General features: G+C 73.4%; 6 protein-coding genes and 1 riboswitch. Of the genes, 4 read left to right on the top strand and 2 right to left on the bottom strand.

Translation table 11 applies throughout. The features are described from left to right. Nucleotide 1: 1 nt before the first annotated feature. A riboswitch (FMN riboswitch) is annotated at nt 2-132 on the bottom strand. A 323-nt stretch (nt 133-455) separates the two neighbouring features. Continuing rightward, nucleotides 456-2,816, top strand: a complete 2,361-nt coding sequence (locus tag ACIQRW_RS32600) for a chitinase C-terminal domain-containing protein (RefSeq protein WP_403767288.1) — start codon at nt 456-458, stop codon at nt 2,814-2,816. Nucleotides 2,817-2,992: 176 nt separating this feature from the next. Beyond that, nucleotides 2,993-3,739, top strand: a complete 747-nt coding sequence (locus tag ACIQRW_RS32595) for an SDR family oxidoreductase (protein WP_403767285.1) — start codon at nt 2,993-2,995, stop codon at nt 3,737-3,739. Nucleotides 3,740-3,784: 45 nt separating this feature from the next. Here the strand turns inward: ACIQRW_RS32595 and ACIQRW_RS32590 are convergent, their stop codons facing one another. Then, nucleotides 3,785-4,975 carry an ROK family protein gene (locus ACIQRW_RS32590; RefSeq protein ID WP_403767282.1) on the bottom strand — a complete coding sequence of 397 codons (1,191 nt, stop codon included), beginning with the start codon at nt 4,973-4,975 and terminating at the stop codon, nt 3,785-3,787. Between the two features lie 158 nt (nt 4,976-5,133). Between ACIQRW_RS32590 and ACIQRW_RS32585 the strand changes: the two genes are divergently transcribed. Beyond that, nucleotides 5,134-6,363, top strand: coding sequence for an MFS transporter (locus ACIQRW_RS32585; protein WP_403767279.1), 1,230 nt, complete (start codon nt 5,134-5,136; stop codon nt 6,361-6,363). A gap of 187 nt (nt 6,364-6,550) precedes the next feature. Then, nucleotides 6,551-7,939 carry a uracil-xanthine permease family protein gene (locus ACIQRW_RS32580; protein ID WP_403767276.1) on the top strand — a complete coding sequence of 463 codons (1,389 nt, stop codon included), beginning with the start codon at nt 6,551-6,553 and terminating at the stop codon, nt 7,937-7,939. A 69-nt stretch (nt 7,940-8,008) separates the two neighbouring features. On the opposite strand, the gene ACIQRW_RS32575 is transcribed toward ACIQRW_RS32580, so the two are convergent. Next, nucleotides 8,009-17,380 (bottom strand): type I polyketide synthase, encoded by a 9,372-nt coding sequence (locus ACIQRW_RS32575; protein ID WP_403767428.1) that lies wholly within the window; start codon nt 17,378-17,380, stop codon nt 8,009-8,011. Nucleotides 17,381-17,581 lie beyond the last annotated feature (201 nt).

Genomic DNA, 17,581 nt, shown 5'->3' with positions numbered 1-17,581 from the left:
GCCGCGCACTGCCTCCCATCCGGACTTTCACCGTCGGTCCAGGAATCTCACCTGGTCAACCGGCCGCTGGCTGCGGACGGGTCGCGGACTATAACCGCCGGTTCGGAATTACACCGACCCCGGAGTGCGCTGCTACTGGTACAGAACCAGTCTGCCACGGACGCCTCACGGCCATGCGGGTGAGCACTGTGGGCTGGGTCACAGGAAACCTGGCGCGTTCTCGTCGGCGCGAAGTCGACAACGTAGTCATCGGGGAGCCACAGGGAAGTCACAGGGAAGCCGTCGGAAAAGTTGACGCTTGAAGGTCCAGACCTATTGACGCACTGGTCTAGTCCTCTTAATCTCTGCGTCACCTCCGAGGTTCGGTCCGGCGGTGTGCGCACACCAGGACCCCGACACGACCCACCCCCTTTTGCCAGTTGTGTTCTGCCGACCTCCCCAGGAGGAACGACCACATGCTGTCCCCCACCCGAGCGAGAGCCACCCTGCTCGCCACCGGCGCCGCCGTCGCCGGACTGCTGATGAGCTCACTCGCCGCAGGTCCGTCGGCCGCCGCCGACCAGAACTCCTGTCGCCCCGACGGGCTTTACCAGACCCCCGGCGTCGACGTCCCCTACTGCTCCGTCTACGACGCCGACGGCCGCGAGAAGATGGGCGCCGACCACAAGCGCCGCGTGATCGGCTACTTCACCAACTGGCGTACCGGAAAGGACGGCAAGGACGCCTATCTGGTCCCGGACATCCCGTGGGACAAGGTCACGCACCTCAACTACGCCTTCGCGCACGTCGACGGCTCCAACAAGCTCTCGGTCGGCCCCGACAGCGCCGACAACGCCTCCACCGGTATGACCTGGCCCGGTGTCGCAGGCGCGGAGATGGACCCGACGCTCCCCTACAAGGGGCACTTCAACCTGCTGACGAAGTACAAGAAGCAGCATCCGAACGTGAAGACCCTGGTCTCCGTGGGCGGTTGGGCCGAGACCGGCGGCTACTTCGGTCCCGACGGCAAGCGCGTCGACTCGGGCGGCTTCTACTCGATGGCGACCAACGCGGACGGATCGGTCAACCAGGCGGGCATCAACACCTTCGCCGACTCGGCCGTCGGCTTCATCAAGAAGTACGGCTTCAACGGCGTCGACATCGACTACGAGTACGCGACGACCATGAAGGACGCGGGCAACCCGCTGGACCACACGCTGTCCAACGGCCGCCGCGCCGGGCTGGTCAAGGGCTACGACGCCCTGATGAAGACGTTGCGCGAGAAGCTCGACCGCGCGGGCGCCGCCGACGGCAAGCACTACCTGCTGACGGTCGCCGCTCCCTCCTCCGGCTACCTGCTGCGGGGCATGGAGACGTACCAGATGCAGAAGTACCTGGACTACGTCAACATCATGTCCTACGACCTGCACGGCGCCTGGAACGAGTACGTCGGCCCGAACGCCTCCCTGTTCGACGACGGCAAGGACGCCGAACTGGCGCAGGCGAGCGTGTACTCCACCTCGCAGTACGGCGGCACCGGCTACCTCAACACCGACTGGGCCTACCACTACTTCCGCGGCTCGATGCCGGCCGGCCGGATCAACATCGGTCTGCCGTACTACACCCGCGGCTTCAAGAACGTGCAGGGTGGCACCGACGGCCTGTGGGGCAAGGCGGCCACGACCGACTGCCCGGCGGGCGCGGGTCTGACCAAGTGCGGTGACGGCGCGGTCGGGATCGACAACCTCTGGCACGACAAGGACACCAACGGCAAGGAATCGCCTGCCGGTTCCAACCCGATGTGGCACGCGAAGAACCTGGAGAAGGGCATCGTCGGCGACTACGTCACCGACTACGGCTTCCCCGCGAACACCCAGCTGACCGGCACGTACGTCCGTAAGTACGACTCCACGCTGGTCGCCCCGTGGCTGTGGAACGCCCAGAAGAAGGTGTTCCTCTCCACCGAGGACGAGCAGTCGGTGAAGGCCAAGGCCGACTACGTCGTGGACAAGGGCATCGGCGGCACGATGATCTGGGAGCTGGCGGGCGACTACCAGTGGAACGCGGCCAAGGGCCAGTACGAGACCGGCTCGACGCTGACCACCGCGATGTACGACGCCTTCAAGTCGGCGACCCCGTACGGCGCGAAGCGCTCCACGATCGACCTGCCCACCCAGGCCGTGAACATCGACGTCTCCTTCGGGCAGTTCCCCCTGGGCGACTCCAACTACCCGATCAGCCCGAAGCTGAAGATCACCAACCGGACCCAGGCCACGCTGCCCGGCGGTACGGAGTTCCAGTTCGACTACTCCACCTCCGCCCCGGCCAACGCCAAGGACCAGTCCGGCTTCGGCACGACGATCATCCGCAGCGATCACACGGCGGCCAACAACATCGGCGGCCTCAAGGGCGACTACAACCGCGTCTCGCTGAAGCTCCCGGCCTGGCAGACGCTGGCCCCCGGCGCATCGGTGGAGCTGGACTTCGTCTACTACCTGCCGACCTCCACGCCGTCGAACTGGACGGTGACCTTCGGCGGGAAGTCTTACTCCCTCGCCGGTGACCTGGCCCGGGGCACCACCGTGGTCGAGCCCGGCACCGGGACCAACCCCACGCCGACGCCGGACCCGACCGGCCCGACACCGACCCCGACCCCGACCCCGACGCAGCCGGGCGGCAGCTGCTCGGCCGCGGCCTGGAACGCGGCCACCGAGTACGGCGGCGGCTCCACCGTCAGCCACGGCGGCCACCAGTGGAAGGCCTCGTGGTGGACGAAGGGCGAGACGCCCGGATCCGCCGGCCAGTGGGGCGCCTGGAAGGACCTCGGCGCCTGCTGAACCCTTCTCCGACCGCCCGGTGGTGAGCGGCTCCACCCCTCCGTTCACCACCGGGCGACCGGCCCTGTCGTCCCCGGCCCCGGCGTCCACCGCCGGGGCCGGGGGCGTTGCCGGGGCCGCTGACCGGCCACGGGCGCTTTCCGACGGGCCGGACCCCGTTCTGGCAGGCTGGCACCATGACGACGATTCTGGTCACCGGCGCCACCGGAACCCTCGGCCGGCAGGTCGCGGAGCGGCTGCGCACCGAAGGGGCCGACGTCCGCGGTCTCAGCCGCCGCTCCCCCTCGTACGCCGTCGATCTGCGCGACGGCAAGGGTCTGGACGCCGCGGTCGAGGGGGCGGACGTGATCGTCCACTGCGCCACGACCCCGCGCGGCGGCGACGACCGGGCGGCGGGGTTCCTCATCGACGCGGCGGAGCGGGCCGGGACGCCGCATCTGCTCTACATCTCGATCGTGGGCGTGGACCGGCTGCCGCTGGGCTACTACACGGTCAAGCGCCGGGTGGAGCGGATGATCGAGGACTCCGGTCTTGGCTCGACGATCCTGCGGACCACGCAGTTCCACGACCTGGTCCTGCGCATCCTCTCCGGCGCGGCGAAGCTGCCCGTGCTGCCGGTGCCCTCCGGTGTCCAGGTCCAGCCGGTCGACAGCGGCGAGGTCGCCGACCGGCTGGTGGCCCTGGCGCTGGGCGGGCCGGCGGGCCGGGTGCCCGACCTGGGCGGCCCCGAGGTCCGCGGGCTCACGGAACTGGCCGGGACGTTCCTGCGGGCCACCGGACGCAAGCGGCGGGTGGTACCGGTCCGGCTGGCCGGCAAGGCGTACGCGGGCTACCGGCGCGGCGACCACCTGGCGCCCGGGCACGCCACGGGGACCGTGACGTTCGAGGAGTTCCTCGACAACCGCCACCGCCACCCGGCCTGAGCCGGACCGGTCCGCCGGCGTCTACGCGGAGCTGTGGCCGACCGGTCAGCCCTCCGGCGCGAACAGCGCGTCCTGCGCCGCGTCCCGGGCGGTGATCAGCGCACCGCGCAGCACGGCCCCGTCGCCCAGCGAACCGGCCCGGACCTCGGTCCGCAGGGGTGACATCGCGGCCAGCCGTTCCTCGACCCGGGCGGCGAGCGCGGGACCGCCCGCGTGGCCGACGGCCCCCGCGAGCAGGACGCAGCCGGGGTCGAGCACCGAGACGACGGCGGCGGCGCCGAGGGCGAGGCGGTCCGCCAGCTCCTTCAGGAAGGGCTCGCCCGCCTCCCCCGCTCCCAGGGCGGTCCGCACCGCGTCCACGGCCGCCGCCTCCTCCCGGCCGTCGGTCACCGCGCCGGGGTCCACGAGGCCGTGCGCGACGGCGAGTTCGCACAGCGCGGCGGAGCCGGCCAAGGAGTGGAAGCCGCCCTCGCAGTTGACCGCCGAGGGCAGCCCGCTCACTCCGGGGACGGGGAGGAAACCGATCTCGCCCGCGCCGCCTGACGCGCCCTGACGCAGTTTGCCGTCCAGCATGACGGCGGCCCCGATCCCCTGGCCGAGCCAGAGCAGGACGAAGGTCTCCCGGTCGCGGGCGGCGCCCGCCCGGTGTTCCGCGACGGCGGCGAGGTTGGTCTCGTTCTCCACCAGTACGGCGGCGGGAAGCCGCCGCTGGAGCTCCCGGACCAGGCCCCGGTGCCAGGCGGGCAGGCCGGTGCTGTCGCGCAGTTCGCCGGTGCCGGGGTCGATCAGCCCCGGCGCTCCGACCCCGACGCTGTGCAGCGGGACGGACCCGGCCGCGCGGGCGGTGCGCTCCAGAAGGGCGGCGGCCCGCTCGACGGCCGGTTCGGTGCCGGTATCGCTGCCGATGGGCAGGGAGCCCTCGGCGAGCGTGGCCCCCAACAGGTCGGTGACGACCACGCTGACGCTTCCGAGCCGTACGTCGAGCGCCGCGAGATGAGCCCGGTCGGCGACGATCCCGTACAGCCGGGCGTTGGGTCCGCGGCGGACGGCCCCGGACTCGCCCACGACCCGGATCAGCCCGGCCCCCTGAAGCCGTTCGACGAGGTCGGCGACGGTCGGGCGGGAGAGTCCGGTCAACGTCTTGAGCTGGGTGGCCGTCAGCGGGCCGTCCTGCTGGAGCAGCCGCAGGGCGAGCCGGTCGTTGATGGCCCGAGCCGTGCTCGGTGATGCGGGCATACCGGGATCCTTCCAGATCGCCGCCCCACCGCTTTCCGGGGCCGCGCGGTAACGACTATTTATCAGGCAGGGTTCCTGATAGTTTACGGCCCGCATCGTCGCACGGAGGCGCCGGGACCGCCGGCATCCGAGAATTCCCAGGGGAGGGACACGACGGCATGAGAGACGACCCGACCGTCACGGTCTACAGCACGGAGCAGGTGAAGCGGGCGCGGATCGCCATCGCCGCGGTCTTCACCGTCCACGGAGCGGTGACCGGCAGTTTCGCGACCCGGGTGCCGTGGATCCAGGACCACGCCGGAGTGAGCGCGGGCCAGCTCGGTCTGGCGCTGGCCTTCCCGGCGATCGGCGCGTCGATCGCGATGCCGCTCGCCGGCCGGATCAGCCACCGGTTCGGCGCGCGGACCGCCCTGCGGGGGCTGCTGGCGCTGTGGACGCTGGCGCTGATCCTGCCCGCGCTCGCGCCGAGCCTGGTCACGCTGTGCGCGGCACTGTTCGTCTACGGGGCGACGGCCGGGATGTCCGACGTGGCGATGAACGCCCTGGGCATCGAGGTGGAGAACCGCCTCGACAAGTCGATCATGTCCGGGCTGCACGGCATGTGGAGCGTGGGCGCGCTGATCGGTTCGGCGGCGGGCACCGTCGCCGCGCACACCGCGACCGACGCCCGGCTGCACCACACCATCGCCGCCCTGGTGCTCACGGCCCTGGGGCTGATCGCCTGCCGGGGCGTCCTCGATCTCCAGAGCCGCCCGGACGAGGAGCCGCCGCCGCGTTTCACGCTGCCGCCGAAGTCGGCCCTGATCATCGGGGCGATCGGGTTCTGCGCGGTGTTCGCGGAGGGCGCGAGCCTGGACTGGTCGGCGGTCTACCTGCGGGATGTGCTGGACAGCTCGGACGGTCTCGCCGCGGCGTCCACCACGGCTTTCACCCTGACGATGGCCCTGGCCCGGATCGCCGGGGACCGGATCGTCGACCGGTTCGGCGCGGTCCGCACGGTGCGGACCGGCGGGCTGATGGCCACCGCGGGCGGGCTGCTGGTCGTCATCTCGCCCTCCCCCGCGGCCGCGATGTGCGGCTTCGCACTGCTGGGCCTCGGTGTGGCGGTCGTGGTCCCGCTGGCCTTCGCGGCGGCCGGGCGCAGCGGGCCGAACCCGAGTCAGGCCATCGCGGGCGTCGCCACCATCACGTACACCTCCAGCCTGATCGCCCCCTCCGCGATCGGCTCGCTGGCCGAGGCCACCTCGCTGGTGGTGTCGTTCGGCGTGGTGACGGCGCTGGCCTTCGGCCTGGTGCTGGGCGCCGGGGTGCTGCGGTCGGCCGACCGCAAGGTCACCGGCTCGGCGGCCGGAAGCGGTACGACGACGAAGAGCGCGACCGGGAGCTGACGGGACCGGGCGGCGGCGCGCGCGGGTGCGGCGGCCCGGGACGCGGTACGGCGGCGCGCGGCGGGAGACCTCCGCGCGGCCGCCGCTCGGCGCACCACTACCATGGCGCTGATCTTTTCCGCAGGTGAACACCGAAGACCGGGTCGCAGACCGGCCGGCACACCGAGCAGACCTTCAGGGAGCATCCATGAGCCTCGGCGTGCGCTGGACCTTGCACGGCGACGGGAAGACACCGGCGCCCGGGGCGGTGGTCCGCCCCGACGAGCGGCTCTCCTGGCCCCGTACGTTCGGACTCGGCGCACAGCACGTGGTGGCGATGTTCGGGGCGTCGTTCGTCGCTCCGGTCCTGATGGGCCTCGACCCGAACCTCGCGATCATGATGTCCGGCGTCGCGACCGTGATCTTCCTGCTGGCGACCAAGGGCCGGGTGCCCAGCTATCTGGGCTGCTCGCTCTCCTTCGTCGGCGTCGCGGCCACGATCCGGGCGAGCGGAGGCGACGCCGCCACCATCACGGGCGCGGTCTTCGTGGTCGCGGTGGCCCTGTTCCTCGTGGGTCTCGCCGTGCAGCGGTTCGGCGCGCGGATCATCCACGCGGCGATGCCGCCGGTGGTGACGGGCGCGGTGGTGATGCTGATCGGCTTCAACCTGGCGCCGGTGACCGCGTCGACGTACTGGCCGCAGGACCAGTGGACGGCGCTGGCGGTGATGCTGTTCACCGGCCTGGCCGTGGTGTGCCTGCGCGGCTTCCTCTCCCGGATCGCGATCTTCCTGGGGCTGATCTTCGGATACGTGCTGTCCTGGGTCCTCGACCTGGTGTTCGGCAAGATCCACTCGCCGGTGGGCGGTGGCGAGGCCACCGACCACTGGCGCCTCGACCTGTCCGCCGTCGGCTCGGCCGACTGGATCGGGCTGCCGTCCTTCCACGCGCCGAGCTTCGAGCTGTCCGCGATCCTGGTGGCGCTGCCCGTGGTGATCGCGCTGATCGCGGAGAACGCCGGGCATGTGAAGGCCGTGGGCGAGATGACCGGCGACTCCCTGGACGACAAGCTCGGCACCGCCATCGCGGCGGACGGCGCCGCGTCGATGCTCTCCACCGCTGTGGGCGGGCCGCCCAACACCACCTACTCCGAGAACATCGGCGTGATGGCCGCGACCCGCGTCTACTCCACCGCCGCGTACTGGGCGGCGGCCTGCTTCGCGCTGCTGTTCGGTCTGTGCCCCAAGTTCGGCGCGGTCGTCGCCGCGATCCCGGGCGGGGTCCTCGGCGGGATCACCGTGATCCTGTACGGGATGATCGGCCTGCTCGGTGCGCAGATCTGGCTGAACGGCCGGGTGGACCTGCGCAATCCGCTCAACCTCGTCCCGGCGGCCGCGGGCATCATCATCGGCGTCGGCGGGGTGAGCCTGAAGATCACCGACAACTTCGAGCTGGGCGGCATCGCCCTCGGCACGATCGTCGTGATCACCGGCTACCACGCCCTGCGCGTGATGGCTCCCGCCCATATGAAGGGCGAGCCCGTGCCGACGGAGGCGGGCGACCGGAAAGACGACCGAGGAGCGCCGGGCGGAGCGTGACCGCGGGCGGCGCCGGTGGGGCGCGAAGCCCGGGCGGCGCCGGTGGGCCCGGCGGCCCGGGCGGTGTTCTCACTCCATCTCCAGCTCCTTGTCGATCAGCGCGAACATCTCGTCGTCGGTGGCGGCGGCGAGATCGCTCTGCCCCGCGGAGCCCAGCAGGTCCTCGACGCCGCCGACCTCCGTGAGGAGCCGGCTCAGCTCCTCGGCCACGGCCCCCCGCTCCTCGGCGGCGATGCCGGCGACGGCCGTGCGCAGACGGCCGATGTCGGCGAGGACGGTCGTGGCGGCCACGACGGTGTCCTGCTCCGGCACCAGCTCGGTGTGCAGCCGGTCGGCGAGCTGCGCGGGGGTGGGGTGCCGGAAGATGACGGTGCTCGGCAGCCGCAGACCGGTGGCGGCGTTGATCCGGTTCCGCAGCTCCACCGCGGTGAGCGAGTCGAATCCGACCTCGCGGAACGGTCGCTCGTCCTCCACCTCGTGGGCCCCGGAGAGCCGCAGCACGGTCGCCGTCTGGGTGCGGACCAGCTCCAGCAGGGTATGGCGGCGCTCCGCGGGGGCGGCGTCCGCGAGGCGCCGCGCGAGGGTCGCCTCGTCGCCCTCCCCGCCCGGGGCGGGTGCGGTGGCGCGACGGCGTCCGGGGCCGGCCAGGGTGCGCAGCACGGCCGGCAGGGCGGAGGGGCTCTGCTCCCGCAGGACGGCGTGGTCGAGGCGGGTCGCGACCACACCGGGCTCGTCCACGGCGAGGGCCGCGTCGAACAGGGCCAGTCCGTCGGCGGACGCGAGGGGAGCCGTGCCGGTGCGGGCGAGCCGCCCGATGTCCTGCCCGTCCAGGTGCCCGGTCATGCCACTGGACTGCTCCCACAGCCCCCAGGCGACCGACACCGCCGCACGCCCCTGCCGCCTGCGGCGGGTGGCGAGGGCGTCCAGGGCCGCGTTGGCGGCGGCGTAGTTGGCCTGCCCCGCCGTGCCGAGCACCCCGGCGACGGAGGAGAAGAGGACGAACGCGTCGAGGTCGATGCCGGCGGTCAGCTCGTCGAGCAGTTCGGCGGACCGGACCTTGGCCCGCAGGACCCGTTCCACCTGCGCGGGCGTCATGGTCTCCACGGTGGCGTCGTCCAGCAGGCCCGCCGTGTGCACGACCGCGCCGAGCGGCCGGTCGGCGGGGATACCGGCGAGCAGGGCGGCGAGCGCGTCGCGGTCGGCGGCGTCGCAGGCGACGACGGCGGCGTGGGCGCCGAGTTCGCGCAGCTCGTCGACGAGGGCGTCGGCCCCTTCGACGTCGGGTCCGCGCCTGCTGGTGAGGAGCAGGTGGCGCACTCCGTGCCGGGTGACGAGGTGCCGGGCGAGGAGCTTGCCCAGGGTGCCGGTGCCGCCGGTGACCAGGACGGTCCGGTCGGCGTCCCAGGTGTGCGGGAGGGTGAGCACGATCTTGCCGAGGTGGGTGGCGGCACGGAGGGTGTCGAACGCCTCGGGGGCGTGCCGGATGTCCCGGCTGCTGATGAGCGGCGGCGTCAGGTCGCCGTCGGCGAGGGGGGCGGCCAGCCGGTCGAGGCCGTCGCGGATCCGGTCGGGTGCTTCGGCGAGCAGGTCGAAGTAGAGGTAGTCGACGCCCGGGTGGCCGGCGGCGACGGTGCCGGGGTCGCGGATGTCGGTCTTGCCCATCTCGACGAACCGGCCGCCGCGCGGCAGGAGGTCGAGGGAGGCGTCGGTGAACTCGCCGCTGAGGGTGTTCATGACGACGTCCAGGCCGGCGCCGCCGGTGGCGTCGAGGAACCGCTCACGGAAGCCGAGGTCGCGGCTGGAGGCGATGTGGTCGTCGTCGAGGCCTAGTTCACGCAGGAGGGCGTGTTTGCCCGGACTGGCGGTGGCGAAGACCTCGGCGCCGGCGCGGCGGGCCAGCTGGAGGGCGGCGAGCCCGAGTCCGCCGGTGGCGGTGTGGACCAGCACGCGGTCGCCCGGCCCGAGGCCCGCGCCCTCGACGAGGCCGAGTTCGGCGGTGAGGAAGGCGACGGGGACGGAGGCGGCCTGGCGCAGGGTCCAGCCGTCGGGGACGTGTACGAGGGTGCGGGCGTCGGCCACGGCGAGGGGTGCCATGGCCTCGGGGAGCAGGCCCATCACCCGGTCGCCGACGGCGAGGCGGGTGACGCCGGGGCCGGTCTCCTCCACCACCCCCGCGCCTTCCACTCCGACGCCCTCCAGTCCGGGCACCATGCCGAGGGAGACGACGACGTCCCGGAAGTTGAGCCCCGCCGCGGCCATCCTCACCCGTACCTCGCCGGGTGCCAGGGTGCGGGCGGCGGCGGGCGAGGGGAGCAGGGCGAGGGTGCCCGGGTCGGTGACGTCCAGCCGCCAGGGCCCTTCGGCGGGCGGGGCGAGGACGCCGTCGGCGCCGACGCGGGCGAGCCGCGGCATGGTGGGGCCGCCGGCGCCGATCCGGATCTCCGGTTCGTCGCCGGCCGCGGCGGCGTCCGCGTCGGACGCGTCGGCGGGCAGGTGGACGAGGACGAAGCGGCCGGGGTGCTCGGTCCTGGCCGAGCGGATGAAACCGGCGACGGCGGCCTCGGCCGGGGTGTCGCCGCAGACGGCGAGGACGAGCCGGGAGCGGGCGCACCGTTCGTCGGCGAGCCACCGCTGGACGGTCCGCAGCGCGTGGTTGACGGCGTCGGCCACATCGGCCCGGGCCTCGACCCGGGCGACGACGGTCGGCGGGACGGGGTCGGGCAGTTCGTCGCCGTAAGCGCACCACTCGCCGGGCGGGGTGGCGGCGGGGCCGGGGGCGGGCGTCCAGGTGACGCGGTACAGACCCTCCGGGAGTGCGTCGGCCGGGCCGATGGCGGCGGGCGCCTCGCGGAGCACCAGGGCCTCGACCTCGGCGAGCGGCTGACCGCCCGCGTCGGCGACGGTGACCGCGACGGTGTCGGACCCGGGCTCGGCCGGGACGATACGGACACGAGCCGCGGTGGCGCCGGTGGCGTGCAGTTCGACGCCGGACCAGGCGAAGGGCAGGGCGGGCCGGGCCGCATCGGTGTCGAGGCGGTCCAGCAGCGCGGCGTGCAGACAGGCGTCCAGGAGCGCCGGGTGGATGCCGTAGCCGGCCGCCTCGGGGTGCCGGTCGGCGGGCAGCGCGACCTCCGCGTAGACGGTGCGGCCGTGGCGCCAGGCGGCGGTGAGCCCACGGAACGCCGGGCCGTACTCGTAGCCGAGGGAGGCGAGTTCGCCGTACAGCTTCTCCAGGGCCACCGGTTCGGAGTCCGGGGGCGGCCAGTTGGTGAGGCCCGGGTCGGGCGCCTGGGCGGTGGCCCGGGCGGGGGCGAGGGTGCCGGTGGCGTGGCGGGTCCAGGGGGTGTCGGGCGCGCTGCCGGCCGGGCGGGTGTGCACGGTGAAGGGGCGGGAGCCGGTGCCCTCCTCCGGTTCGCGGACGGAGATCTGCAGGCGCACCGCGGACCCGTCGCCGGGCAGCGGCAGCGCGGCCTGGAGCGTGAGGTCCTCCAGCCGGGCGCAGCCGACCTGTTCACCGGCGCGCAGCAGCAGTTCGACGAAGGCGGTGCCGGGCAGCAGGACGTCGCCGGCGACGGCGTGGTCCGGGATCCAGGGCGCGGTGGACCGGGAGAGGAGTCCGGTCAGCAGGGCGCCGTCGCCGTCGGCGAGGCGTTCCACGGTCGCGGCGAGCGGATGGTCTCCGACGGCGGGGCGCGCCGTGGCGCCGTCGAGCCAGTGGTGCCGGTGCTGGAAGGCGTAGGTGGGCAGGTCCACGACGGCCGCGCCGGGAAAGACGGGGGCCCAGTCGATGTCCGCGCCGCGGACGTGCGCCTCGGCCAGCGAGGTGAGGAAGCGGCGGGGCCCGCCGTCGTCGCGGCGCAGGGAGCCGACGGCCGAGAGGGAGCCGGCGGCGGTCTCCTCGACGGCCATGGTGAGCACGGGGTGCGGGCTCATCTCGACGAACAGGCTGTGGCCGTCGGCGGCGAGCCCTTCGACGGCGGTGGTGAACTCGACGGTCCGGCGCAGGTTGCGCACCCAGTAGGCGGCGTCGAGCTCCGTGGTACGGAGTGCCTCTCCGGTGACGGTCGAGTGGAACGGTACGTTCCCGTCGCGCGGCCGGACCGGGGCCAGCACCTCCAGGAGTTGGTCGCGCACCGAGTCGACGTGCGAGGAGTGCGAGGCGTAGTCGACCGCGATGCGGCGGACGCGGACGTCCTCGGGTTCGAGAAGGGCGAGGAGGCGGTCGAGGGTGGTGGGGTCGCCGGAGACGACCGTGGACTGGGGTCCGTTGACGGCGGCGACCTCCAGCCCCTCCCCCACCTCGGTGAGGCGTGCCCGTACGGTGTCGGCGGGCAGCGCCACGGACGCCATGCCGCCGCGCCCGGCGAGGCTGCGGCGGATGATCCTGCTGCGCTCGGCGACGACGCGCGCGCCGTCCTCCAGGGACAGCGCACCCGCGACGACGGCGGCGGCTATCTCGCCCTGCGAGTGGCCGACCACCGCGGCCGGGGTCACGCCGAACGACTGCCACAGGCGGGCGAGCGACACCATCACCGCCCAGGTCGCGGGTTGCAGCACGTCCACGCGGGACAGGTCGCCGGCCAGTTCCGCCCGCAGGTCCCAGTCCGTGTAGGGCGCGAGAGCCCGGGCGCAGGCGTCGAGCGACGCGTCGAAGACGGGGAACGCGGCGGCCAGTTCACGTCCCATGCCGGACCACTGGGCGCCCTGTCCGGGGAAGACGAAGACGGGTCCGGCGGCGGTGGAGCCGACGGTCCCGGTGACCGTGGTGCCGGCCGGTGCGCCGTCGGCGAGCGCGGCGAGGGCGGGCAACAGTTCGTCCGGGCTGTCGCCGATCAGGACCGCGCGGTGGTCGAGGGCGGCCCGGGTGGTCGCGAGGGAGAGGCCGATGTCGGCCGGGTGGGGGGCGTCGTCGGCGCTGAGGCGGGTGTGCAGGCGCCGGGCCTGGGCGGCGAGCGCCGGGGCGGTACGGGCGGAGAGGCTCCAGGCGACGGGAGCGTCGGTGCGGCGCTGGGCGGCGCCGTCGTCCGGGCCCGGCGGGGCCTCTTCCAGGATGACGTGGGCGTTGGTGCCGCTGATGCCGAAGGACGACACGGCGGCGCGGCGGGGGCGGCCGCGGTCGGGCCAGGCCGTGGCCTCGGTCAGCAGCGACACGGCGCCCGCGTCCCAGTCGATGTACGGGGACGGCTGGTCGGCGTGGAGCGTCTTCGGGAGGGTGCGGTGGTGCAGGGCCATGACGGTCTTGATGACACCGCCGACGCCCGCGGCGGCCTGGGCGTGGCCGATGTTGGACTTGAGGGAGCCGAGCCGCAGGGGGTGCTCGGGGTCGCGGTCGGTGCCGTACGTGGCGAGCAGTGCCTGGGCCTCGATGGGGTCGCCGAGGCGGGTGCCGGTGCCGTGCGCCTCGACGGCGTCCACGTCGTCCGGGGCGAGCCCTGCCCCGCGCAACGCCTGCCGGATCACCTGCTGTTGGGCATCGCCGTTCGGAGCGGTGAGGCCGTTGCTTGCGCCGTCCTGGTTGACGGCGGAGCCACGAAGTACGGCGAGGACCCGGTGCCCGTTGCGCCGGGCGTCCGCGAGCCGTTCGAGGACGACCACACCGACACCCTCGGCCCATCCGGTGCCGTCGGCACCGGAGCCGAACGCCTTGCAGCGGCCGTCGGCCGACAGCCCGCGTTGCCGGCTGAACTCCAGGAACATGCCGGGGTGCGGCATGACGGTGACCCCGCCGGCGAGGGCGAGGGAGCAGTCGCCCTGGCGGAGCGCCTGGGCGGCGAGGTGGAGGGCGACGAGTGAGGAGGAGCAGGCGGTGTCCACGGTGACGGCGGGGCCGCGCAGGCCGAGACCGTAGGCCACGCGCCCGGAGAGGACACTGCCCGCCGTGCCGGTGAGCATCTGGCCCTGGAAGTCCTGGGGTGCTTCGTGGAGGCGGGTGCCGTACTCCATGGCCATGGCACCGGCGAAGACTCCGGTCGGGGTGCCGCGCAGGGCGCTGGGGAGGATCCCGGCGCGCTCGACGGCCTCCCAGGAGGTCTCCAGCAGCAGCCGTTGCTGCGGGTCCATCGTCCGGGCCTCGCGGGGCGAAATACCGAAGAACGGGGCATCGAAGTCGCCGGCCCCGTCGAGGAATCCGCCCTTGCGGACGTAGGAGGTGCCGGGGTGGTCGGGGTCCGGGTGGTACAGCGCGTCGAGGTCCCAGCCACGGTCCGTGGGGAACGGGCCGATGGCGTCGGCGCCCTGGGCCACGAGGTGCCAGAGGTCCTCGGGCGAGGTGACCCCGCCGGGGAAGCGGCAGGCCATGCCGACGACGGCGACCGCGTCGTCCTTCGCCCCGGGGGCGTCCGCCTCGGGATGCGTGCCCGGGGCCGTGCTCCCGAGGAGATCCTGGTGGATCCGGTCGGTGAGGGCTTCCGGGGTGGGGTGCGAGAACAGCACGCCGGAGGGAAGCGCGAGGCCGGTGGCGCGCGACAGGCTCTGTTGGAGCTCCAGGCTCATGTGGGAGTCGAACCCGGTGTCCTTGAAGGTCCGTTGCTCCTCGACGTGCGTGGCGTCGGTGTGGCCGAGGACGGCGGCGGCGTGGCGGCGGACGAGGTCCAGCAGGGCGCGGCGCTGTTGCTGGGGGGTCCGTCCGGCGAGGGTGGCCGCGGAGGTGCCGGTGAGGGGGGCGTCGGGGGCGGGCGCGGTCTCCGCGAGCGGGCCGGCAGCGGGGGGCGGGGTGGTGGGTGCGGTGCTGCCGGCTGTCGAGAGCCAGTGGCTCTCCCGCTGGAAGGCGTAGGTCGGCAGCGGGCGACGTCGGGCGCCCGGCCGGTGGAACAGCGCGTCGGCCGCCACGGTCAACCCACTCGCCCACGCGGCTGCGGCCCCGGCGAGGAAGCGGTCCCGTCCACCGTCGTGCCGCTTCAGTGACCCGATCACGGCGGTGGCGCCGGAGTCCTGGATCCCGACGGCGAGGACAGGGTGGGCGCTGCACTCCACGAAGGCCGACAGCCCGTCGGCTATCAACGCCTTCGTCGTGGCCTCGAACTCGACCGTCTGCCGCAGGTTGCGTACCCAGTAGGCGGCGTCCAGCTGCTGGGTGTCGAGCAGGCTGCCGGTGACCGTGGAGTAGAACGGGACCGTCGCCGAACGCGGCGTGATCGGGGCCAGAACGTCGAGGAGTACGTCTCGGATCGACTCGACGTGGGAGGAGTGGGAGGCGTAGTCCACCGCGATACGCCGGACCCGAACCTCCTCGCCCTCCAGGACCGTCAGCAGCTCATCGAGCGCGGACGGCTCACCCGAAACGACCGTGGAGGACGGTCCGTTGACCGCAGCGACCGCCAGACGGTCACCGAACCGCTTAAGCCGTTCTCGTACGGTCTCGGCGGGCAGCGCGATCGACGCCATACCGCCCCGACCGGCGAGACGCTCACCGATCACACGGCTGCGCTCAGCGACAATCCGGGCACCGTCCTCCAACGACAACGCACCCGCCACCACAGCAGCAGCGATCTCCCCCTGCGAGTGACCCACCACCGCGGCCGGCACCACACCGAACGACTCCCACAACCGAGCCAGCGACACCATCACCGCCCACGAAGCAGGCTGCACCACATCAACCCGGGTCAGCTCACCGGCCAGCTCCGACCGCAGATCCCACTCCACGAACGGGGCAAGCGCCGCAGCACACTCGCGCAGAGCGTCGTCGAACACCGGGAAGGTATCCGCCAGTTCCAACCCCATCCGCGACCACTGCGCCCCCTGTCCCGGGAACACGAACACGGGGGACGGCGAGCCGGCGGGTGCGCCCATGACGAGGTCGGGGTCGGGCAGGCCCTCCGCCAGGGCGGTGACGGCGCCTGTGAGGCGGTCGAGGTCGTCGCCGCACGCGACGGCGCGGTGGCGGAAGGCGGTGCGGGTGGTGGCGAGGGAGTGGCCGATGTCCGCGGGAGCGGCGTCCGGGTGTCGCGCCAGGTGGTCGCGCAGCCGTGCCGCCTGGGCGTGCAGGGCGGCGGGGCTGGTGGCTGAGAGCGGCCACAGCACGCGGCCGGAGGCAGGGGCGGGCTCATCGGCGGGGGTGGGCTTTTCGGGGGCGGGGGTGGGCCCCTCCACGACCACATGGCAGTTGGTGCCGCCGAGGCCGAAGGAGGAAACCCCGGCCAACGGGGTGCGTCCGGTGGCGGGCCAGGGCGTCAGGCCTGTCTGAACGCGCAGGTTGAGCGCGTCGAGGGGGATGCGGGGGTTGGGGGTGACGTGGTGCAGCGTGGGGGGAATCTCGCGGTGGCCTGCGCTCAGAAGGACCTTGAGCAGGCCGACGATGCCGGCCGCGCCCTCCAGGTGGCCGATGTTGGTCTTGACGCTGCCGACGGTGAGCGGGTCGCCGTCCGGCCGCCGGGCACCGAGTGCGGCGCCGAGGGCCGCAGCCTCGACCGGGTCGCCCACCGGCGTACCGGTTCCGTGGAGTTCGACGTAGTGCAGGTCGGCAGGGTCGGTGCCGGCCCGCCCGTGGGCGAGCCGGAGAACGTCCTCCTGGGTCTCGCGGCGAGGCACGCCGAGCGCGTCGCCGCCGCCGTCGTTGTTGACGGCGCTGCCCCGGATGACGCCGAGGATGCGGTCCCCGTCGGCGCGGGCCAGGTCGAGCGGCTTGAGAACGAGGACGGCGCCCCCCTCTCCGCGGACGTAGCCGTCGGCGCGCTCGTCGAAGGTGTGGCAGCGGCCGGTGGGAGAGAGCGCGCCCATGCGCTGCGAGGCGGCGGTGGAGCCGGGTCCGGCGATCAGGTTGACGCCGCCCACGAGCGCGGTGGTGGCCTCGTTCGTCCTGAGCAGTTCGCAGGCGAGGTGCACGGCGACGAGCGAGGACGACTGTCCGGTGTCGACGGTGAGGCTGGGGCCGGTCAGTCCGAGGGTGTGGGAGAGGCGGTTGGCCAGCATCGCCCGCCGGGTGCCGGTGAACGAGTGGTGAGTGAGGGCGTCGGGGCCTCCACCGTGGGTGAGTTCGGCGTAGTCGTCCCAGATCGCGGCGGCCAGCACGGCCGTCCGGCTGCCGCGCAGTCCGGCGGGGAGGGTGCCCGCGTTCTCCAGGGCCTCCCAGCCGAGTTCGAGGAGAAGCCGCTGCTGGGGGTCGGTGGCAGCGGCCTCACGGGGAGAGATGCCGAAGAACTCCGGGTCGAAGGTGTCGATGCGGTCGAGGTAGCCGGCGACCGCGGGGGCGCCCTCGGATCGGCGTCCGGCGGGGAGTTCGCGTACGGAGTCGCGGCCCGAGCGGAGCAGTTCCCAGAACGCGTCGGGGCCGTCGGCGCCGGGCAGGCGACAGGCCACGCCGATCACGGCGACGGGTGCGTCACGATCGTGCGGGGCGGGCGGGGCCGTGGCTGCCGACGTCGCAGGAGCCGATACCAAGGGTATCGATGCGTCAGGGGCCGATACCTCGGGTATCGATGCGTCAAAGGCCGATTCCTCGGGCATCGACGCCTGAGGCACCGGTGCCCCGGCCGTCGGCGCCCCGGGCCCCGGTGCGGGCCGGTCCGCCGTGGTCCGCGGGCCGGATCCGTGCACCGTCGACTCGTCGTTCCTCATGCCTTCAGCCCCCGCTGACCAGGTGGTTCCATTGGTGGTGCGGCTTCCTGATGCCGTACGGCGCCCTTCGGACACCGGTCGTCATTGTGT

The organism is Streptomyces sp. NPDC091287 (assembly GCF_044768525.1).
Classification (GTDB): Bacteria; Actinomycetota; Actinomycetes; order Streptomycetales; family Streptomycetaceae; genus Streptomyces.
This window is presented reverse-complemented; position numbering and strand designations above follow the sequence as displayed.